Origin of the sequence: Streptomyces lacaronensis (assembly GCF_047337785.1) — a bacterium.
Lineage (GTDB): Bacteria > Actinomycetota > Actinomycetes > Streptomycetales > Streptomycetaceae > Streptomyces > Streptomyces lycopersici.
In genome coordinates, this window is record NZ_JBLHDK010000003.1 from 8,238,871 (window position 1) to 8,256,610 (window position 17,740).

Here is a 17,740-nt window from a genome sequence, read left to right on the forward strand (position 1 = left end):
GCATCTGGTTCCGGCGGAGCCGGGCAGGGGCTCACACCGGCCGGTTCTGTTGCTCGATGTACTGCCTGACCACGGAGAGCGGGGCGCCGCCGCCGGTCCCGGCGAAGTAGGAGCCTGGCCATGGTTTGTTGACCCGCCAGCAGTGGCGTACCAGGTCTGGGAATGCCTGGCGCAGGCGGCGTGAGGAGGGGCCCTGAGAGAGTTGGCGAGCTTGGTGGCAGCGACCTTGGGCGGGAAGTTCACCCACAGCGGAACATGGCGTTGAACTCCGCCAGTTCGTACTCGAAGTCCGCGCAGGCCGACCGCGTGATCTCCTCCATTCGCACCAGGTGAAGTCCGTGAACACGTTGTGCCGGAACTTTGCCAAAGGCCAAGTGCACGTGCGTCACGAAAGTACAGTGCTGACCAGTTCTGATCTCCTGTATCTCTCCCATAGCTCAAGTGCGTACGGTGGCTCTCATGCGGCTTCGGTACAGCTTTCGCCTGTACCCGAATCACGCCCAACGCGGCGCGTTGGCACGGGCATTCGGGTGCGCCCGCGTCGTCTTCAACGACGCCGTGCGCGCCCGCGAGGACGCCAGAGCGGCGGGAGGCCCGTTCCCGAAAGCCGGGGAGCTGTCCACGCGCCTGATCACCCAGGCCAAACAGGCCAAGGCCCGCTCCTGGCTGGGTGAGGTCTCCGCAGTCGTGCTCCAGCAGTCCCTGCGCGACGCTGAGACGGCCTACAAGAACTTCTTCGCCTCCCTCAAGGGCGAGCGCAAGGGACCCAAACTGGGGGCGCCGAGGGTCAAGTCCCGCAAGGATGCCCGGCAGTCGATCCGGTTCACCGCCAACGCCCGCTGGTCGGTAACCGGCAGCGGACGACTGAGCCTGCCGAAGATCGGGGCCGTCAAGGTGAAGTGGTCGCGCACCCTGCCCACCACCCCCACCTCCGTCACCGTGATCAAGGACGCGGCCGGAAGGTACTTCGCCTCCTTCGTCATCGACACCGACCCAGCTGCCGACGCCGCCCGGATGCCCGACAGCGATCGGACCGTCGGCATCGACCTGGGGCTGACGCACTTCGCGATCCTCGACGACGGCACGAAAATCGACTCTCCGCGATTTCTACGCCGCGCGGAGAAGAAGCTGAAGAAGGCCCAGCGGGAGCTGTCCCGCAAACAGAAGGGATCCAGGAACCGGCAGAAGGCCCGCCTGAAGGTCGCCCGCGCGCATGCCCGCGTCGCCGACGCGCGCCGTGACCGACCAGTCAGACCTGCTCGTACTGCGGCCACGTGGACGGACCCAAACCCCTCCATATCCGGGAATGGACCTGCCCCGCTTGCGGAGCCCTCCTCGACCGGGACATCAACTCCGCACGCAACGTGAAAAAGGCCGCCGGACTGGCGGTATCGGCCTGTGGAGCGCTGATAAGACCAGAACCCGTTCTGGCACAGCGCAACGAAGCAGGAAGCCACGGATTCCCTCCCGAAGCCTGTGCCGCGTAGCGGCACAGGCTTCGGGAGGGAAGGCCAGAATCCTCGGACTTCAGTCCGAGGAGCAAGTCAAGGCAGAGTGAGGATCTCCGCCCCGGTCTCGGTCACCACCAGAGTGTGCTCGAACTGCGCCGTCCGCTTGCGGTCCTTGGTGACCACGGTCCAGCCGTCCTCCCACATGTCGTACTCATGGGTGCCGAGCGTCAGCATCGGCTCGATGGTGAAGGTCATCCCCGGCTTGATCTCGGTGGTGTGGTGCGGGCTGTCGTAGTGCGGCACGATCAGGCCGGAGTGGAACGAGGTGTTGATCCCGTGGCCGGTGAAGTCGCGGACCACGCCGTAGCCGAAGCGCTTGGCGTACGACTCGATGACCCGCCCGATGATGTTGATCCGGCGGCCCGGCTTGACGGCCTTGATCGCGCGGTTGAGCGACTCACGGGTGCGCTCGACGAGCAGCCGCGACTCCTCGTCCACCTCGCCGCACAGGTAGGTGGCGTTGTTGTCCCCGTGCACCCCGCCGATGTAGGCGGTGACGTCGAGGTTCACGATGTCGCCGTCCTTGAGGACGGTGGTGTCGGGGATGCCGTGGCAGATGACCTCGTTGACCGAGCTGCACAGCGACTTGGGGAATCCGCGGTAGCCCAGCGTCGAGGGGTACGCGCCGTGGTCGCACATGTACTCATGGGCCACCCGGTCCAGCTCGTCCGTGGTGACCCCCGGCGCGATCAGCTTGGCGGCCTCCTCCATCGCCCGCGCGGCGATCCGCCCGGCGATCCGCATGCGCTCGATCGTCTCGGCGTCCTGGACCTCGGGCCCGTCGTAACGAGTGGGGCCCTCCTTCCCGACGTACTCCGGACGCGGGATCGAGGCGGGCACGGTGCGGGTGGGGGAGAGCGTCCCCGGGACTAGAAGCGACTGGCCAGACATATCAGCGAGTGTATCGGCGGCGCATGGGGCAGCATGGCCGCAAGGGAGTACGAGCGGAAGGTCGGGGCCGGGATGGCGCTGTTCAGGAGAGGTACCGCCGGCAGGCCCGGCGAGTGGTACTACTGCATCAAGCACCAGAAGGTCGAGGCGGGCCCGGAGTGCCGCGCCGCCGACCGCCTCGGCCCGTACGCCTCGCCGGAGGAGGCCGCCCGCGCGATGGAGACCTCGCGCGAACGCAACGAGGAGTGGCGGAACGACCCGCGCTGGCGCGACGACGAGCCCCCGGCGACGGACTGAGGCCGCCGCCCTGGGGGCGGGCGGGGCCTTCCCCCGGTGCCGTGAGCCTTACCGGGTGCGGGAACTTCTCCGGGTGCGGAGAGCGCCCCCGGGTGCCGGGTGCTTCCGGGTGCGGAGAGCTTCTCCGGGTGCGGGGCGCCGGGGGCAGCGGCCGTGTCCGGAGACCGGGCCGCCGACCGCCTCGGCCCGTACGCCTCGCCGGAGAAGGCTGCCCGCGCGATGGAGACCGCGCGAGAGTGCGAGCCACCGGCGGCGGGCCGAGGCTTCCCGGGCGCCGTGAGCTATCCCGGGTGTCGGGCGCACGGCGCCTGACGATCAGCCGGCGGCGGGGCGGAGCTCGCGCGCCTCGCGCGCCTGGCGGGTGTGCCCGGGGCAGCGCCAGGGCCAGCGGGCCGACCGACGCCACACAGGCCGGCCCGCCGGACCACACCGAGGCCCCGTACGCCCACCCAACCGAATTGCGGCCCGTGGGCCGCAGTCCGTACGCCCCTCACCAATGCGCCGGTGGCGGCGCCGCCAAGTGTTCGGCCAGCCGGGCCAGCCGGTCCTGGAAGCGGCGGCGGCCGGGACGCGGCAGGCTGTTTTCGCCGGCGGCCGCGCTGACCAGGTGCTGGAGGGTGTCGAGGTCGAGTTCGCCGCTCTCGGGGGCGGAGAGGGCGTCATGGGCCAGGGCGTGCAGCTCGGCGGCGCCGCCGTCGAGGGCGAGCACGGTGGCCCCGCCCCGGCGGGCGTCGTTGACCCGTTCCAGCAGCCCGGACCCGGGGTCGCCCGGCGCGACCACCAGCAGGGTCTCCCCGCGGCCCGCCCGCTCCAGCCGCCCCAGCCCGACCGCCAGGTGCGCGGGGACGGCGGTGCCATCCGGCACCCGGTGGCGGACGAGGGTGGGGGACAGCTCGGGCAGCCCGGACCAGGCCGCCTCGTCGTCGAGGTGCGCGGCCAGGTGCCACGGTTCGTAGGCCTCGCTGCCGACCAGCAGCAGCCCGCCCGCGCGCGGTCCGACCGAGGCCCGTAGCGAGCCCGCGAAGCGGCGGGTGGCCTGGAGCCATTCCGTTCCGGCGAGGACTTCGCGCAGCAGCGCGACCCTTACGGCGTCCATGGCATCCGGATCCTGCCCGGACCCGCGCCCGGACGGGCGCGATTCGGACCCGGCTCACCCGTTCGGGGCATATGCGGTGGGCATGCCGTCAGCCCGTTCCGTGTCCGGTGCCCACGCGCACCGCGTCCGCGTCTCCAACTGTTCATGCGCCGTCTCTTGACGCTCTGTAAGGCAAACCCTAAGGTCGCCGCACACAAGGGACGTCCTACGTCCCATTTATCTGACTCGGCACTCGATTGCGACGGGGCATCGGGAGGTCTGGTGACAGTCGACACGGGGGCGGCACGCTCGTACGAGGTGTCCGTTCCGTTCCGGGCGGGGGCCGAGGGCTATGCGAGCTACCGGATCCCGGCAGTCGTGCTGACCCACGACGGCACCGTCCTCGCGTTCGCCGAGGGCCGGGTGGACTCCTCCGCCGACGACGGCCATATCGACCTCGTGCTCAAGCGGTCGGCCGACGGCGGACGGACCTGGGGCGCCTTACAGGTCGTGGCCCGCAACGGCGACGGAACGGCGGGCAACCCCGCCCCCGTCGTCCTCGACGGCGGCCCGAACGACGGCCGCGTCCTGCTGGTGCACGTCCGCAGCGCCGCCTCCGCGACCGAGGACCGGATCCGGCGCGGCGAGGTGAGCGCGGCCGACGGGCGGCGGGTGTGGCTGACGTACAGCGATGACGACGGCGCGAGCTGGAGCGGGTCCCGCGAGATCACCGCGAGCACCAAGCGGCCCGAATGGCGCTGGTACGCCACCACCCCCGGCCACGCCCTCCAGCTGCGGTACGGCCCCCACGCGGGCCGGATCGTCATCCCCGGCAATCACTCCCTGCCGCCGACCGTCCCCGGCGACGACGGCACCGAGGGCCGGTACAACGGCGGGCACGACCTGCTCAGTGACGACGACGGCGCCACCTGGCGGATCGGGTACGTGGACGACAACCCCGACGGCTATGTCAACGTCAACGAGACCACCGCCGCCCAACTCCCGGATGGCCGGGTCTACTTCAACACCCGTACCGACGCCACCGCGCCCGGCACCCGCGCCGACGCCCACTCCGGCGACGGCGGCGCCACCCTGGACCTCCCCTTCCGGCCGCAGGCCGGTCTGGTCGCCCCCGTCGTGGAGTGCAGCGTGCTGCACCTCGGCGAGCCGGACGCGCTGCTCTTCTCCGGCCCCGCCGACCCCGCGTACCGGGCGCTGATGACCGTCCGCACCAGCTTTGACGGCGGCGTCACCTGGCGGCCGAGCCACACCGTGAACGGCCTGCCCGCCGCATACTCGGATCTGGTCCGGCTCGACGACGCCACGGTCGGACTGCTCTACGAGACCGGCGACTTCAGCGCCTACTCGACCATCACATTCCGGCGCATTCCGACGGAGGAGCTGGTATGAGCGACACCGCAAGAAACCGGAACACCCGGACGCACGGCACGCCGCGCCGCGCCGTCCTCGGCGGCGCGGCCGCCGCGGCCGCCGGGTTCGCCCTCGCGGGCTGCGGTTCGGACGATGACGGGGGTGATGAGCCCAAGGGCCGCAAGAAGGGCGAGAAGATCACCCTGACCTTCTGGTCCTGGGTGCCGGGCATCGACAAGCCCGTCGCCCTGTGGAACAGCAGGAACCCGGAGGTGCGGGTCAAGGTCGAGAAGGTCTCGGCCGTCGACGGCGCCCAGTACGCCAAGATGCACGCCGCCATCAAGGCGGGCAATCCGCCGGACCTCGGCCAGATCGAGTACCCGGTCGTGCCCAGCTTCCTCATCGACAACGGGCTGCTGGACCTGACCAAGTACGGGGTCGCCGACCACAAGGACAAGTTCATCGGCTGGCAGTGGCAGCAGTCCGTCTTCGGCAAGGCCGTCTACGCCGTACCGCAGGCGTCCGGTCCGATGGGCCTGTTCATCCGTCAGGACCTCTTCGAGAGGTGGGGCATAGAGCCGCCCGCCACCTGGGACGAGTACGAGGCGGCGGCCACCGCGATCCGTAAGAAGGGCGCCTGGATCGAGACCTTCTCGGCCACCAACGGCAACCGCTTCGCGGGGCTCGCCTGGCAGGCCGGGGCGCGCTGGTTCGGCACCGAGGGCGACACCTGGACCGTATCCATCGACGACGAGCCCACCCGTAAGGTCGCCGACTACTGGTACGGGCTGGTCCGCCGGAAGCTCATCAAGACCATCCCGGACCGGCAGAACGCCTGGTACAAGGACGTCCAGACCGGCGACATGGCCTCCTGGCTCGGCGCCAGCTGGGGCGATGCCCTGCTGGTCGGCAACGCCCCCAAGACCGCGGGCAAATGGCGCGTGGTGCCCATGCCGCAGTGGAAGAAGGGCGACGCCGCCTACGCCAACTGGGGCGGCTCCACCACCGCGGTCTTCGCCAAGAGCAAGTACCCCAAGGACGCGCTGGCCTTCGCGATCTGGCTCAACACCGACCCCGAGTCGATCAAGCTCCTGATCGAGAACGGCTATGGCACCCCGGGCGCCAAGCAGGGCTACACCACCTCCCAACTCGATGTGCACAAGGACTTCTTCGGCGGCCAGGAGTACAGCGAGGTCTTCGACGAGGCGAGCAAGGGCGTGGACACCAGCTGGAAGTGGGGCCCCGCCACGGACACCCTCTACCAGCGGCTCGGCGACGCCTTCACGGCGGCCATCGGGGACGGGTCCGACTTCCGCTCCGTGCTGAAGAAGGTGCAGGGCCAGACGATCACCGATCTGAAGGAAAAGGGCCTCCAGGTGAAGGCCGGGTGAGGCGGATGAGAGGAGCCCCCCGCCGCCTCACCAGGACCGAGGCACGCGGCGCCCGGGCGGCTTCCGGGTTTCTGCTGCCCTTCCTCGCGCTCTTCCTGCTGTGCTTCATCGCCCCGATCGCGTACGCCCTCTACGAGAGCCTGCTGAAGGTCGAGCGCACCGGGCCGCTCGGCCTCGGCGGGGAGACCAAGCAGGTGTGGGCGGGGCTGTCCAACTACGCCCACGCCCTGGAGGACGACCGGTTCACGGCGGGCTTCGGGCGGGTGCTGCTCTTCGGCGCCGTCCAGATCCCGGTGATGATCGCCTTCGCCACCGGGCTGGCGCTGCTGCTGGACGCGGCGTCCGCGCGCTGGGTGGGCTTCTTCCGGACCGCCTTCTTCCTGCCGTACGGGGTGCCCGGTGTGATCGCCTCGATCCTGTGGGGCTTCCTCTATGTCCCCGGGATCAGCCCGCTGGTGGAGATGGCCGATTCGGTGGGCTGGAACGTGGACTTCCTGGGCCGCGGGGCGGTCCTGTGGTCGATCGCCAACATCGTCACCTGGCAGTTCACCGGCTACAACATGCTGGTACTGATCGCCCAGCTGAAGGCCGTCCCCGGCGAGCTGTACGAGGCGGCGCGGATCGACGGGGCGAGCGCCTGGCAGGTGGCCCGGCACATCAAGCTCCCGCTGATCCGGCCCGCGCTCGTGCTCACCACCGTCTTCAGCCTCATCGGCACCCTCCAGCTCTTCGCCGAGCCGAAGGTGCTCAAACCGCTGAGCAACTCCATCGACTCCGGCTACACCCCCAATCTGGCCGCCTACAACGAGGCGTTCACCAGCAACAACCAGCACATCGCGGCGGCCGAGGCGGTGCTGCTCGCCCTCGTCGCCTGCGTGCTGTCCTTCGGCTTCCTGAGACTCGTCGGACAGCGGGGGAAGGACGGCGAGAGCGGATGAGCGAGGCGAACGACCTGACCGGCGGCGTGGTCGTCGGCGAGCCCGGCGGGCCCACGGACGGGGCCGCGCGCGGGGGGCCCGAGGCGCCCGGCGACCGGCCCGGTGCGGGCCGCCGCCGCGCGGCGAAGGGCCGGGAGGGTCTTGAACCCCCCTTGCGGCACCGCATCATCACCGCCTCGCTGCTCACCGTCGCCGCCCTCTACTTCCTGACCCCCGTCTACTGGCTCGTGGTCTCCTCCACCAAGTCCAGCAGCGACCTCTTCGGCACCTTCGGCTTCTGGTTCCACGACCCGCACCCGCTGGACTATCTGCACCGGGTGCTCACCTACGACGACGGCGTCTACGTCCGGTGGTTCGCCAACAGCCTGATGTACGCGGGCGTCGGCGCGCTCGCCGCCACCCTGCTGTCGGCCGCGGCCGGCTACGCCCTGGCCAAGTACCGCTTCCCCGGCCGGGAGGGCATCTTCAACGTCATCCTGGCCGGAGTGCTGATCCCGGGCACGGCGCTCGCCCTCCCGCTGTATCTGCTCTTCAGCGAGATCGGCCTGGCCAACACCTACTGGGCCGTGCTGATCCCGAGCGTGGTCAGTCCGTTCGGGGTCTATCTGTGCCGGATCTACGCGGCCGCCGCCGTGCCGGACTCCCTTCTGGAGGCGGCGCGGATCGACGGCGCGGGGGAGGCCCGGATCTTCTCCACACTGGGGCTGCGGCTGATGACCCCGGCGCTGGTGACCGTCTTCCTGTTCCAGTTCGTACACATCTGGAACAACTTCTTTCTGCCGCTGGTCATGCTCTCCGACTCCGACCTCTATCCGATCCAGCTCGGTCTGACGTCCTGGCAGGGGTACGCGGACCGGCAGCCGGAGCTGTACCAGTACACGGTCGGCGGGGCGTTCCTGTCCGTGCTGCCGCTGATGGTGCTGATGGGCGTACTCCAGCGGTACTGGCGCACAGGGCTGACGGAGGGGAGTGTCAAAGCGTAAGAGACGTCACCGTGAAGGTGGTCGCGGTGCGTGACAGGATCACTGTCATGACAACTCCTGATGCCACGAACTCCGCGTCCGACGCCCCCGCGAAGAAGGCCCCCGCCAAGGACCCCTGGGACCTCCCCGATGTGTCCGGCCTGACCGTCGGTGTCCTCGGCGGCACCGGCGACCAGGGCCGCGGTCTCGCCTACCGGCTGGCCAGGGCCGGTCAGAAGGTGATCATCGGCTCGCGCGCCGCCGAGCGCGCGCAGACCGCGGCGCGGGAGCTGGGCGGCGCGGAGCTCGGCATCGAGGGCGCGGACAACGCGGAGTGCTCGCGCCGCAGCGACATCGTGATCGTCGCGGTCCCGTGGGACGGCCACGCCAAGACGCTGGAGGGGCTGCGCGAGGAACTCGGCGGCAAGCTGGTGATCGACTGCGTCAACCCGCTGGGCTTCGACAAGAAGGGCGCGTACGCGCTGCGGCCGGAGGAGGGCAGCGCCGCCGAGCAGGCCGCCGCCCTGCTGCCGGACTCCCGCGTCACCGCGGCCTTCCACCACCTCTCGGCCGTGCTGCTCCAGGATCCGGAGGTCGAGCAGATCGACACCGATGTGATGGTCCTGGGCGAGTCGCGCGCCGACACCGACGTGGTCCAGGCGCTTGCGGCCCGCATCCCGGGCATGCGCGGGGTCTTCGCGGGCCGGCTGCGCAACGCCCACCAGGTGGAGTCCCTGGTGGCCAATCTGATCTCGGTCAACCGCCGCTACAAGGCCCACGCGGGCCTGCGCGTCACGGACGTCTGAGGGCGGCCCCGCGGGCTTGCCCACACGCGGGGCGCGGGCTTGCCCACACCCGGGGCGCCCGGCCCCTCCGGCGGCGCATGGGGGACAATGGCGGGGAATGACACACCCCCCGACAGGAGCCGACCCCATGCCCCGCCTCGCCCTCTGCACCCTGGCCGTCTGCGTGCTCGCGATCGCCGCGGCCGTCGTGTCCTTCGCGCGGGGGAGCTGGCTCGGCATCGTCTGGATCCTGATCGCCGGAATCTCGTCCAACATGGCCTGGTACTACCTCCGCAAGGCCCGCGCCGACCGCGCCGACCGCGAGAGCACGAGCGCCGAGGGCTGAGGCCCGGGGGATCCGCTGAGGGGTGTCCGGCGCGTCGATATGCGGCTCCGCCGCATGACAGGGGCTCCGCCCCTGGACCCGGGGTCTGGGGCGGAGCCCCGGGTCTTCCGGGTCTGGGGCGGAGCCCCAGTTGAGGGAAGGGGCGGGGAGGGGAACAGCCCGCCGCAGGCGCCCCCTAGGAGCGGAACCCGGCGATATCGGGCTCGCCCTGCCAGAAGCGGAAGAACTCCTGCCCCCAGTAGGTGTCCCACTCCGATACGCCCAGCGCCCGCATCACCGCGTCGATCGCGTCGAAGAACGCCTGGTTGACCTCGGGTATCCACAGGATCCCGAAGACCGCGAGCAGCCCGAACGGCGCGTACGGCTCGACCTGGCGCCTGATGCGGTACGACAGCCACGGCTCGATCACCCCGTACCCGTCCAGGCCCGGCACCGGCAGGAAGTTCAGGATCGCCGCCGTGACCTGGAGCAGCGCCAGGAAGGCGAGCGCGAAGCGGAAGAGCTCCGGCACCCGGTCGGTGGCACCGAGCCAGAACGGCGCGGTCAGCGCGGCCGCGAACAGCACATTCGTCAGCGGTCCGGCGGCCGAGATCAGGCTGTGCTTCCAGCGCCCCCGGATCCGGTGCCGCTCGATGAACACCGCCCCGCCCGGCAGCCCGATCCCGCCCATGATCACGAAGATCACGGGCAGCACGATGCTCAGCGCCACATGGGTGTACTTCAGCGGGTTGAGGGTCAGATAGCCCTTCGCGCCGATCGTCAGATCCCCGCCGTGCAGCGCGGTGCGCGCATGGGCGTACTCATGCAGACAGAGGGAGACGATCCAGCCCGAGACGACGAACAGGAACACCGCGAAGCCGGGGCTCGCGGAGTACTCCGTCCACACGGCCCACGCGGACACGACCATGATCGCGAACAGACCGAGGAAGACAGGGCTGATACGCCGGTCATGGCGGCTGATGGCGGTGGTCATCGGGTGGGGTCTCCGTACGGGAAGGTGGGCACTGACGGAAGAACGGTGATCAGTGTGCGCGGAGTTCCGGGCGAAAGGGAACGGACGTGATCAGCGCCACGCGGGAGGGCTGCCCAGCGGCTAGTCTGAGAACAACCTGGCCAGGGAGGAAGCATGACGATCATGGAGGACCGGGCGGTGGAACTGCATGAGCAGATTCGGCTGCCCCGGAGCATGCGGCTGCGGCTGACCAGGAACGGACTGACGTTGGTACCCATTACCCAAGAGCACTGGAAGACCCAGCAGCGCATCGCACTCCAGATCGAGGAGCGTTTGCCGGGCTGGACAGCGGTGGGCGAGTTCAGCGTGGTGCCGCCCCGGGAGGGCTACAGCCCGGAACCGGACGTGTCGGCCGTGCCGAGTGACAAGATCCCCCCGGGTGCCAGCAAGTTCCCGGAAGACCTGCTCCGGTTCGTCGTGGAGGTCGTCTCCCCGGAGAGCGAGGAGCGAGACTACAGCACCAAGGCCGATCACTACGCACTGCGCGGCATCGAGGCGTACCTCGTCGTCAATGTGCTCACCGGCCGCTGGACGCTGCTGACCCGCCCACGGGACGGGAGCTACCGGCACACCGTGACCGGCGACTTCGGCGAGAAGATCGAGATCCCGGTGGATGACCAGACGCTGGTCCTCGACTCATCGGAGTTCGTGCGGGTGGTGCGAGCCTGAGGCGGATGTCCCGCAACGCGCGGCGTCGACAACAATGGGCCCGTGCGCTACGGCATCCTCGGCACCACCCAGGCCCGCCACGACGACGGCACCCCCGTGGACGTCGGCGGGGCGCGGCTGCGTGCGCTGCTGGCGGCGCTCGCGCTGACGCCCGGACGGGCGCGGACCACCGGGGCGCTCATCGGGGAGATCTGGGACACCGATCCGCCCGCCGACGAACACGGCGCGCTTCAGGCGCTGGTCGGGCGGTTGCGGCGGGCGCTCGGCAAGGACGCCGTGGAGTCCGTTCCGGGCGGGTACCGGCTGAGCGCCGACCCCGACGACGTCGATCTGCACCGCTTCGAACGGCTCGCGGAGGAGGGCGCCCGCGCCCTCGCCGACGGCGATCCGGCCAAGGCCGTCGATCTGCTCGACGCCGCCCTCGCGCTGTGGCGCGGGCCCGCGCTCAGCGATCTGCCCGACGCCACCGCGCCCGCCGCCCGCGCCGAGGCGCGACGGCTGGACGCGCGGCGCGCCCGGCTCGCCGCCGACCTCGCCCTCGGCCGCGCCGACCACGCCCTCCCCACGCTCACCGGGCTCTGCGACGCCCACCCGCTGGACGAGCCGCTGCGCGCGCTGCACATCCGTGCCCTGCGGGACGTGGGGCGGGTGGCGGAGGCGCTGGCCGCGTACGAGGCGATCCGTACGGAGATCGCCGAGCGGCTGGGCGCCGACCCGGGGCCGGAGCTCCGGGCGCTCCACGCCGAGCTGCTGGCGGTGACCGGCGAGGGGGCTGCCGGGCCGCCGAGCCCCGGTTCGCCGGAGCCCGTACCGGCCGCCTCCGGCCGCACCGGTGGTGGCAATCTGCGGGCCAGGCTGACCAGCTTCGTCGGGCGCGAGGCCGATCTGGCGGCGCTGCGCGGCGATCTGGCCCAGCACCGGCTGATCACGCTCCTCGGGCCCGGCGGGGCCGGGAAGACGCGGCTGTCGCAGGAGGCCGCCGAGGCGGTCGCGCCCGGCTGGCCGGACGGGGTGTGGCTGGCCGAGCTCGCGCCGGTGGACGACCCCGAGACCGTTCCGGAGACGGTCCTCAGCGCGCTCGGGGCGCGCGAGACGGTCATCCTCGGCACGGCGGCCGAGGGGCTGCGCGCCGCCACCGACCCGACCCTGCACGATCCGCGCGCCCGGCTCATCGAGCACTGCGCCCCGCGCCGGATGCTGATCGTGCTCGACAACTGCGAACACCTCGTGGCGGCCGCGGCCCACCTCGCCGAGTCCCTGCTCGCCCAGTGCCCCGGGGTCACCATCCTGGCCACCAGCCGCGAACCCCTCGCCGTCCCGGGCGAGTTGGTCCGTCCCGTGGAGCCGCTGCCCGACCCCGTCGCGCTGCGGCTGCTCCAGGACCGGGGCGCGGCGGCCCGGCCCGGGTTCCGTACCGAGGACGACCCGGCCGCGTGTGCCGAGATCTGCCGCCGCCTGGACGGGCTGCCGCTGGCGATCGAGCTGGCCGCCGCGCGGCTGCGGCTGCTCACCCCGCGACAGCTCGCCGACCGGCTGGACGATCGCTTCCGCCTCCTGACCAGCGGCAGCCGTACGGCGCTGCCCCGCCAGCAGACCCTGCGCGCGGTCGTCGACTGGTCCTGGGGCCTGCTCGACGCCCCCGAACGCACCGTGCTCGCCCGGCTGTCCGTCTTCGCGGGCGGCTGCGGGCTGGCCGAGGCGGAGGTGGTGTGCGGAGACACCGAAGGGCACATCGAAGAGCACATCGAAGCCGTGGACCCCCGCGATGTGGCCGCCCTGCTCGGTTCCCTCGTCGATAAATCGCTCGTCGTCACCGCGCCCGGAACGGACGCCGGAGCCGAGCCCGGGGCGGACGGGGAGATGCGCTACCGGCTGCTGGAGACCGTCGCCGAGTACGCGGCGGAGCGGCTGGACGAGTCCGGCGAACGGGCCGCGGTCGAACGCCGCCATCTGGTCGCCTACCGGGAGCTGGCCCGTACCGCCGATCCGCTGCTGCGCGGCCCGGCACAGCGCCACTGGCTCCTCCGGCTGGAGACCGAGCACGAGAACCTGCGCACCGCGCTGCGCCGGGCCGTGGCCGCCCGCGACGAGCAGGAGGCGCTGTGCCTGGTGCTCTCGCTCGGCTGGTTCTGGCATCTGCGCGGCCATCGCGTCGAGGCTCACCACTGGGCGACCGCCGCGGCCGAGCTCGGGCCGAGCCCCTTCGCACCGCCCGTGACGCCCGCGCCACCGCTGTACGTCAGCTGTATCGCCGCCCCGCCGCCGATGGAGCCCGAACTGCTGGAGGAGGCGCGGCGCGGGGCGCGGCTGTTCGCGCTGTCCAACATCGACGGCGACCTCCAGGCCGTGGTGGGCGACGACACCCGGCGCGAGTTGGAGGGCATCGTCTCCGCCTACCGGCCGGGGCTGCCCCAGTCCTGCCGTCTGCCGGGCGTGCTGTGGTTCTTCGCGGTGGTCCTCAAGGGTGACTTCGCCCTGTTGCGGGGGATGGCCGACGAGGCGGTGCGCACCTGCCGGGAGCTGGGGTACGCATGGGAGCTGGCGTTCAACCTCCAGCTGCGGGCAAGGGTTCACAACGAGCGCAGCGGCGAGCACGAGAGCGCGATCCGCGACACCGACGAGGCCCTGGAGATCTTCCGCCGGATCGGTGACGTATGGGGCACGGCGGAGGCGCTGGCCGGCCGCGGCGAGACCCGGGGACAGCGCGGCGAGGGCGCGGCCGCGGCCGAGGACTACCGTGCGGCGATCCGCTGCGCCCAGGAGCTCGGGGCCCATGAGCAGGTGCTGTTCCTCCGCTCCCGGCTGGCCGGGGTCTTCGTGGAGCTGGGCGACGAGGAGGAGGCCGCGGAGGGCGAGCGGATCCTGCGCGAGGTGGCCGGGCAGCGGCAGCACGCCGAGGCGCTGTCGTACGCCCGGATCCATCTGGCGCTGCGCTACGGGTCCACGGGCCGCCTCGCGGAGGCACGGGCCCTTCTGACCACGCTGCACGGGGAGTTCGAGGGCCGGGCGCTGCGTCTGTTCGCGGGCATGGTGGAGGGGCTGCTGGCCTGGCTCGACCTGCTGGAGAGACGGCCGGGCGACGCCCTGGAGAACGTGCGCCGCGCGCTGGCGAAGTCCGCCGGCCGGATGACGGACCTCATCGCGCCGTACATCCCGGTGACCCAGCTGCTCACCGGGGCCGAGGCGCTGAGCGGCCTCGGCGGCGCCGAGCGGGCCGGGACCGCGGCGCGGCTGGTGGGGGCGTACGACGTGCTGCGCGAGGCGCAGTACTACCGGAAGTCCACCGTCGAGCGGACGGGCCGGGAGCGCACGGTGGCCGCGGCGCGGGCCGAACTCGGGGACGCCGCGTACGAGCGGGCCTACGCCGAGGGCACCGGGCTCACGCTGGAGGAGGCCATCGCACTGCTCTGACCGGGCCCGCCCGGCACTGCTCCGGCCGGGCTCGACCCGGGCCCGGCGGCGACATGGCAACGATCGGGCGCGTCCCCCGTGGGACGCGCCCGGCCGGTGGTGCGGGGGACGCGGACCATCAGCTCGTCTTGATGCGGAACCTGCGCACCGCGAGCGGCGCCACGACCACCGTGAGGGCCACCGCCCAGCCCAGGGTCACCATCACCGGTTCGGCCACCGCGCCATGGCCGCTGGTCAGCGCCCGTGCGGCGTCCGCGAGTCGGGACAGCGGGTTGAACTCGGTGAAGGACCGCAGCCACCCCGGCATGGTGGCGGTCGGGGCGAAGATGGAGGAGCCGAACTGGAGCGGCATCATGACTATGAAGCCCAGACCGCTGACCGCCTGCGGAGTGCTCAGCGACATGCCCAGCAGCATGAAGACCCAGGTCAGCGACGATCCGAAGACCACGGACAGCGCCACTGCGGCCAGCAGCTCCACGGGCCCGGTCTCGAGCTCGAAGCCCATGATGAAGCCCATGATCAGCAGGATGACGGTGGACACCAGCATCCGGCCGGCCTCCACGATCAGCTTGGCGATCAGCACCGAGGAGCGGGCGATGGGCATGGTGCGGAAGCGGTCCATGACGCCCTTGTTGAAGTCGTCATTGACGCCGATGCCGATCGACATCGCGATGTTGAGCCCGCCCATGGCCATCAGACCGGGGATGAAGTAGTTGACGTACTCGGAACGGTTGCCGCCGGCCATGGCGCCGCCGAAGACATAGGTGAACAGCAGCGCGAAGACGATCGGCTGGGCCAGGGCGTCGAACATCGCGAACGGTTCGTACCTGATCTGCATGACGTAGCGCCGCACCAGCGCGCCGATGTGGCGCAGATTGGCGCGGGGGCCGATCCGGCCGTCGCTCTTCCCCCGTACGGGCGCGGTCATCGTGGCCGTACTCACGCGGCGACCTCTTCCAGCGTCTTGTTGTCCTGCGGTGTGGACGCCTTCCGGCCGGTGATGGCCAGGAAGACCTCGTCCAGGCTGGGCAGTTGGGTATGGATCCCGGAGATCGCGAAGCCGCGCTCACCGAGCAGACCGATCAGGGCGGTCAGCTGCTCATCGCTGGCGATGGGCACATTGACCTGGCCCTCCTCCACGTCGGCGATCGCGCCGCCGATGCCGTCGAGCCCCGCCTGGCTGATGGCGCCGACCATGCGGTGCAGCTCACCGGGGTCGGCCGGGCGGATCTGCAGGGTGCGGCCGCCGGTCTTGGCCTTGAGCTCGTGCACCCGGCCGCTGGTGATGACCCTGCCCCGGTCGATCACCGTCAGGTTGTCGGCGAGCTGCTCGGCCTCCTCCATGTACTGCGTGGTCAGCAGCACGGTGGCGCCGTCGGCGACCATCCGCCGGACCTCGTCCCACACCTCGTTGCGGGAGTGCGGGTCCAGACCGGTCGTGGGCTCGTCCAGATAGAGCACCGAGGGCCGGCCGATCATGGACGCGGCCAGGTCGAGCCGGCGGCGCATACCGCCGGAGTAGGTACGCACCCGGCGCTTGCCCGCCTCGGTGAGCGAGAACCGCTCGAGCATGGCGTCCGCCCGGGCCCGCGCCTCCCTGCGGGAGAGATCGAGCAGCCGCCCGATCATGTAGAGGTTCTCCCAGCCGGGGAGCTTCTCGTCGACCGAGGCGTACTGCCCGGTCAGCCCGATGGTGCGGCGCAGCTGCCGGGGCTGGCGCATCACGTCGTACCCGGCCACCACCGCGGTGCCGGCGTCCGGCACCAGCAGGGTGGACAGACACCGGACGACTGTCGTCTTGCCGGCGCCATTGGGGCCCAGCACCCCCAGGACGGTGCCCTCCGGCACGTCCAGATCCACTCCGTCGACGGCTTTGGTGTCACCGAAGTGCTTGACCAGCCCCCGAACTTCGACGGCGTTGCCGTCCCTGATCCTGTGTTCCCGTCGCGTCATGCCGCCCACGATGTCAGCCGTCACCGACAGACCACCGACAAGCGGCAGACAGCCCGCCGACGGGGGAAGATCGGCGGGCTGTCGTCGTACCGCAGTGGCTCGTGGTGTCCAAGCGCTCCGCTGGAAGTGCCGTGATGCGTCGTCGGCCGTCTGCTGCGCCGTCGTGGCCGGTCGTTCCTCCGGCCTGCTCAGTGGAAGGAGTGCTCCTCGGCCGGGTAGGCCCCGCCGACGACGTCCTCCGCGAAGGCCCGCGCCGCGTCGCCCAGGCCCTGACGCAGCTGGGCGTACTGCTTCACGAAGCGCGGCACCCGGCCGTCGGTCATGCCCGCCATGTCCGTCCACACCAGCACCTGGGCGTCGCAGTCCGGACCGGCGCCGATGCCTACGGTGGCGATGTGCAGCGACCGCGTCACCTCGGCGGCCAGCTCGGCCGGGACCAGCTCCAGGACGACCGCGAACGCGCCCGCGTCCTGGACCGCCTTCGCGTCCCGCAGCAGCTGCTGGGCCGCCTCCTCGCCGCGCCCCTGGACCGGGTAGCCGCCGTAGGCGTTGACGGACTGCGGGGTCAGGCCGATATGCGCCATGACCGGGATGCCGGACTGGACCAGCAGCTCGATCTGATGGGCGGAGCGCTCCCCGCCCTCCAGCTTCACCGCGCCCACGCCCGCCTCCTTGACCAGGCGGGTGGCGTTGCGCAGCGCCTGGACCGGGCCCTCCTGGTACGAGCCGAAGGGCAGGTCGCCGATGACGAGGGCGCGCCGGGTGCCGCGGACCACGGCGGCGGACAGCAGGGCCATCTCGTCCATGGTGACGGGCACGGTGGACTCGTAGCCCAGATGGCAGTTGCCCATCGAGTCGCCGACCAGCAGCACCGGGATGCCCGCCTGGTCGAAGACGGAAGCGGTCATCGCGTCGTAGGCGGTCAGCATCGGCCACTTCTCGGCGCGCTCCTTGGCGGCCGCGATGTCACGGACGGTGATGCGGCGGGAGCCCGTGCCCCCGTAGAGCGCCTTCTCGGACTGCTTTCGCGCAGGACTGACGTGCGTCATCGCTACGGCTCCTGTTCATCATCTCGAGGCGCCCTGACGGCGTCCCCGGACCAACCCCATGCTGGCACGGCTCCTGCCG

The 17,740-nt window shown here is 71.3% G+C and carries 15 protein-coding genes and 2 pseudogenes; 10 read left to right on the forward strand and 7 right to left on the reverse strand.

The window, feature by feature from the left end; genetic code table 11:
* Window positions 1-31: 31 nt before the first annotated feature.
* Window positions 32-434 (reverse strand): annotated as a pseudogene (gene tnpA, locus ACMTAK_RS35410) (IS200/IS605 family transposase).
* 25 nt (window positions 435-459) lie between these two features.
* Between tnpA and ACMTAK_RS35415 the strand changes: the two are divergent.
* Window positions 460-1,487 (forward strand): annotated as a pseudogene (locus tag ACMTAK_RS35415) (RNA-guided endonuclease InsQ/TnpB family protein).
* 57 nt (window positions 1,488-1,544) lie between these two features.
* On the opposite strand, the gene map reads toward ACMTAK_RS35415, so the two are convergent.
* Window positions 1,545-2,402, reverse strand: a complete 858-nt coding sequence (gene map / locus ACMTAK_RS35420; protein ID WP_413809945.1) for a type I methionyl aminopeptidase — start codon at window positions 2,400-2,402, stop codon at window positions 1,545-1,547.
* Between the two features lie 72 nt (window positions 2,403-2,474).
* On the opposite strand from map, the gene ACMTAK_RS35425 reads away from it, so the two are divergent.
* The gene (locus ACMTAK_RS35425) at window positions 2,475-2,699 is read left to right on the forward strand and encodes a hypothetical protein (RefSeq protein ID WP_413813095.1); all 225 of its coding nucleotides are present in this window, start codon (window positions 2,475-2,477) and stop codon (window positions 2,697-2,699) included.
* Window positions 2,700-3,189: 490 nt separating this feature from the next.
* On the opposite strand, the gene ACMTAK_RS35430 is transcribed toward ACMTAK_RS35425, so the two are convergent.
* Window positions 3,190-3,795 (reverse strand): hypothetical protein, encoded by a 606-nt coding sequence (locus tag ACMTAK_RS35430; RefSeq protein WP_413809946.1) that lies wholly within the window; start codon window positions 3,793-3,795, stop codon window positions 3,190-3,192.
* Between the two features lie 261 nt (window positions 3,796-4,056).
* Here ACMTAK_RS35430 and ACMTAK_RS35435 point away from each other — a divergent pair, with 261 nt between their 5' ends.
* From ACMTAK_RS35435 to ACMTAK_RS35460, 6 genes are all read left to right on the forward strand, one after another.
* The gene (locus tag ACMTAK_RS35435) at window positions 4,057-5,184 is read left to right on the forward strand and encodes a sialidase family protein (protein ID WP_413809947.1); all 1,128 of its coding nucleotides are present in this window, start codon (window positions 4,057-4,059) and stop codon (window positions 5,182-5,184) included.
* Window positions 5,181-6,536 carry an ABC transporter substrate-binding protein gene (locus ACMTAK_RS35440; protein ID WP_413809948.1) on the forward strand — a complete coding sequence of 452 codons (1,356 nt, stop codon included), beginning with the start codon at window positions 5,181-5,183 and terminating at the stop codon, window positions 6,534-6,536. Before ACMTAK_RS35435 ends, ACMTAK_RS35440 begins: the two co-directional genes overlap by 4 nt.
* A 5-nt stretch (window positions 6,537-6,541) precedes the next feature.
* Window positions 6,542-7,474, forward strand: coding sequence for a carbohydrate ABC transporter permease (locus tag ACMTAK_RS35445; RefSeq protein WP_262703317.1), 933 nt, complete (start codon window positions 6,542-6,544; stop codon window positions 7,472-7,474).
* Entirely contained in the window at window positions 7,471-8,457 is a 987-nt protein-coding gene (locus ACMTAK_RS35450) for a carbohydrate ABC transporter permease (protein WP_413809949.1), read from the forward strand. The genes ACMTAK_RS35445 and ACMTAK_RS35450 overlap by 4 nt, the downstream gene beginning before the upstream one ends.
* A gap of 47 nt (window positions 8,458-8,504) precedes the next feature.
* Complete coding sequence (gene npdG, locus ACMTAK_RS35455; RefSeq protein WP_044582051.1) at window positions 8,505-9,242, forward strand: NADPH-dependent F420 reductase; 738 nt, start codon at window positions 8,505-8,507, stop codon at window positions 9,240-9,242.
* 127 nt (window positions 9,243-9,369) lie between these two features.
* Complete coding sequence (locus ACMTAK_RS35460) at window positions 9,370-9,567, forward strand: hypothetical protein (protein WP_413809950.1); 198 nt, start codon at window positions 9,370-9,372, stop codon at window positions 9,565-9,567.
* Window positions 9,568-9,742: 175 nt separating this feature from the next.
* Here the strand turns inward: ACMTAK_RS35460 and ACMTAK_RS35465 are convergent, their stop codons facing one another.
* Window positions 9,743-10,540, reverse strand: a complete 798-nt coding sequence (locus ACMTAK_RS35465; protein WP_413809951.1) for a site-2 protease family protein — start codon at window positions 10,538-10,540, stop codon at window positions 9,743-9,745.
* Between the two features lie 153 nt (window positions 10,541-10,693).
* Here ACMTAK_RS35465 and ACMTAK_RS35470 point away from each other — a divergent pair, with 153 nt between their 5' ends.
* Window positions 10,694-11,248 carry a Uma2 family endonuclease gene (locus ACMTAK_RS35470; protein ID WP_413809952.1) on the forward strand — a complete coding sequence of 185 codons (555 nt, stop codon included), beginning with the start codon at window positions 10,694-10,696 and terminating at the stop codon, window positions 11,246-11,248.
* 42 nt (window positions 11,249-11,290) lie between these two features.
* The gene (locus ACMTAK_RS35475) at window positions 11,291-14,659 is read left to right on the forward strand and encodes a BTAD domain-containing putative transcriptional regulator (protein WP_413809953.1); all 3,369 of its coding nucleotides are present in this window, start codon (window positions 11,291-11,293) and stop codon (window positions 14,657-14,659) included.
* Between the two features lie 118 nt (window positions 14,660-14,777).
* Here the strand turns inward: ACMTAK_RS35475 and ACMTAK_RS35480 are convergent, their stop codons facing one another.
* From ACMTAK_RS35480 to panB, 3 genes are all read right to left on the reverse strand, one after another.
* Window positions 14,778-15,602: an ABC transporter permease gene (locus ACMTAK_RS35480; RefSeq protein ID WP_413809954.1), complete on the reverse strand. Its 825-nt coding sequence runs from the start codon at window positions 15,600-15,602 to the stop codon at window positions 14,778-14,780.
* Window positions 15,599-16,612 carry an ATP-binding cassette domain-containing protein gene (locus tag ACMTAK_RS35485; protein ID WP_413809955.1) on the reverse strand — a complete coding sequence of 338 codons (1,014 nt, stop codon included), beginning with the start codon at window positions 16,610-16,612 and terminating at the stop codon, window positions 15,599-15,601. Before ACMTAK_RS35485 ends, ACMTAK_RS35480 begins: the two co-directional genes overlap by 4 nt.
* Before the next feature lie 188 nt (window positions 16,613-16,800).
* Window positions 16,801-17,661: a 3-methyl-2-oxobutanoate hydroxymethyltransferase gene (gene panB, locus ACMTAK_RS35490; protein WP_413809956.1), complete on the reverse strand. Its 861-nt coding sequence runs from the start codon at window positions 17,659-17,661 to the stop codon at window positions 16,801-16,803.
* Between the last annotated feature and the right edge of the window lie 79 nt (window positions 17,662-17,740).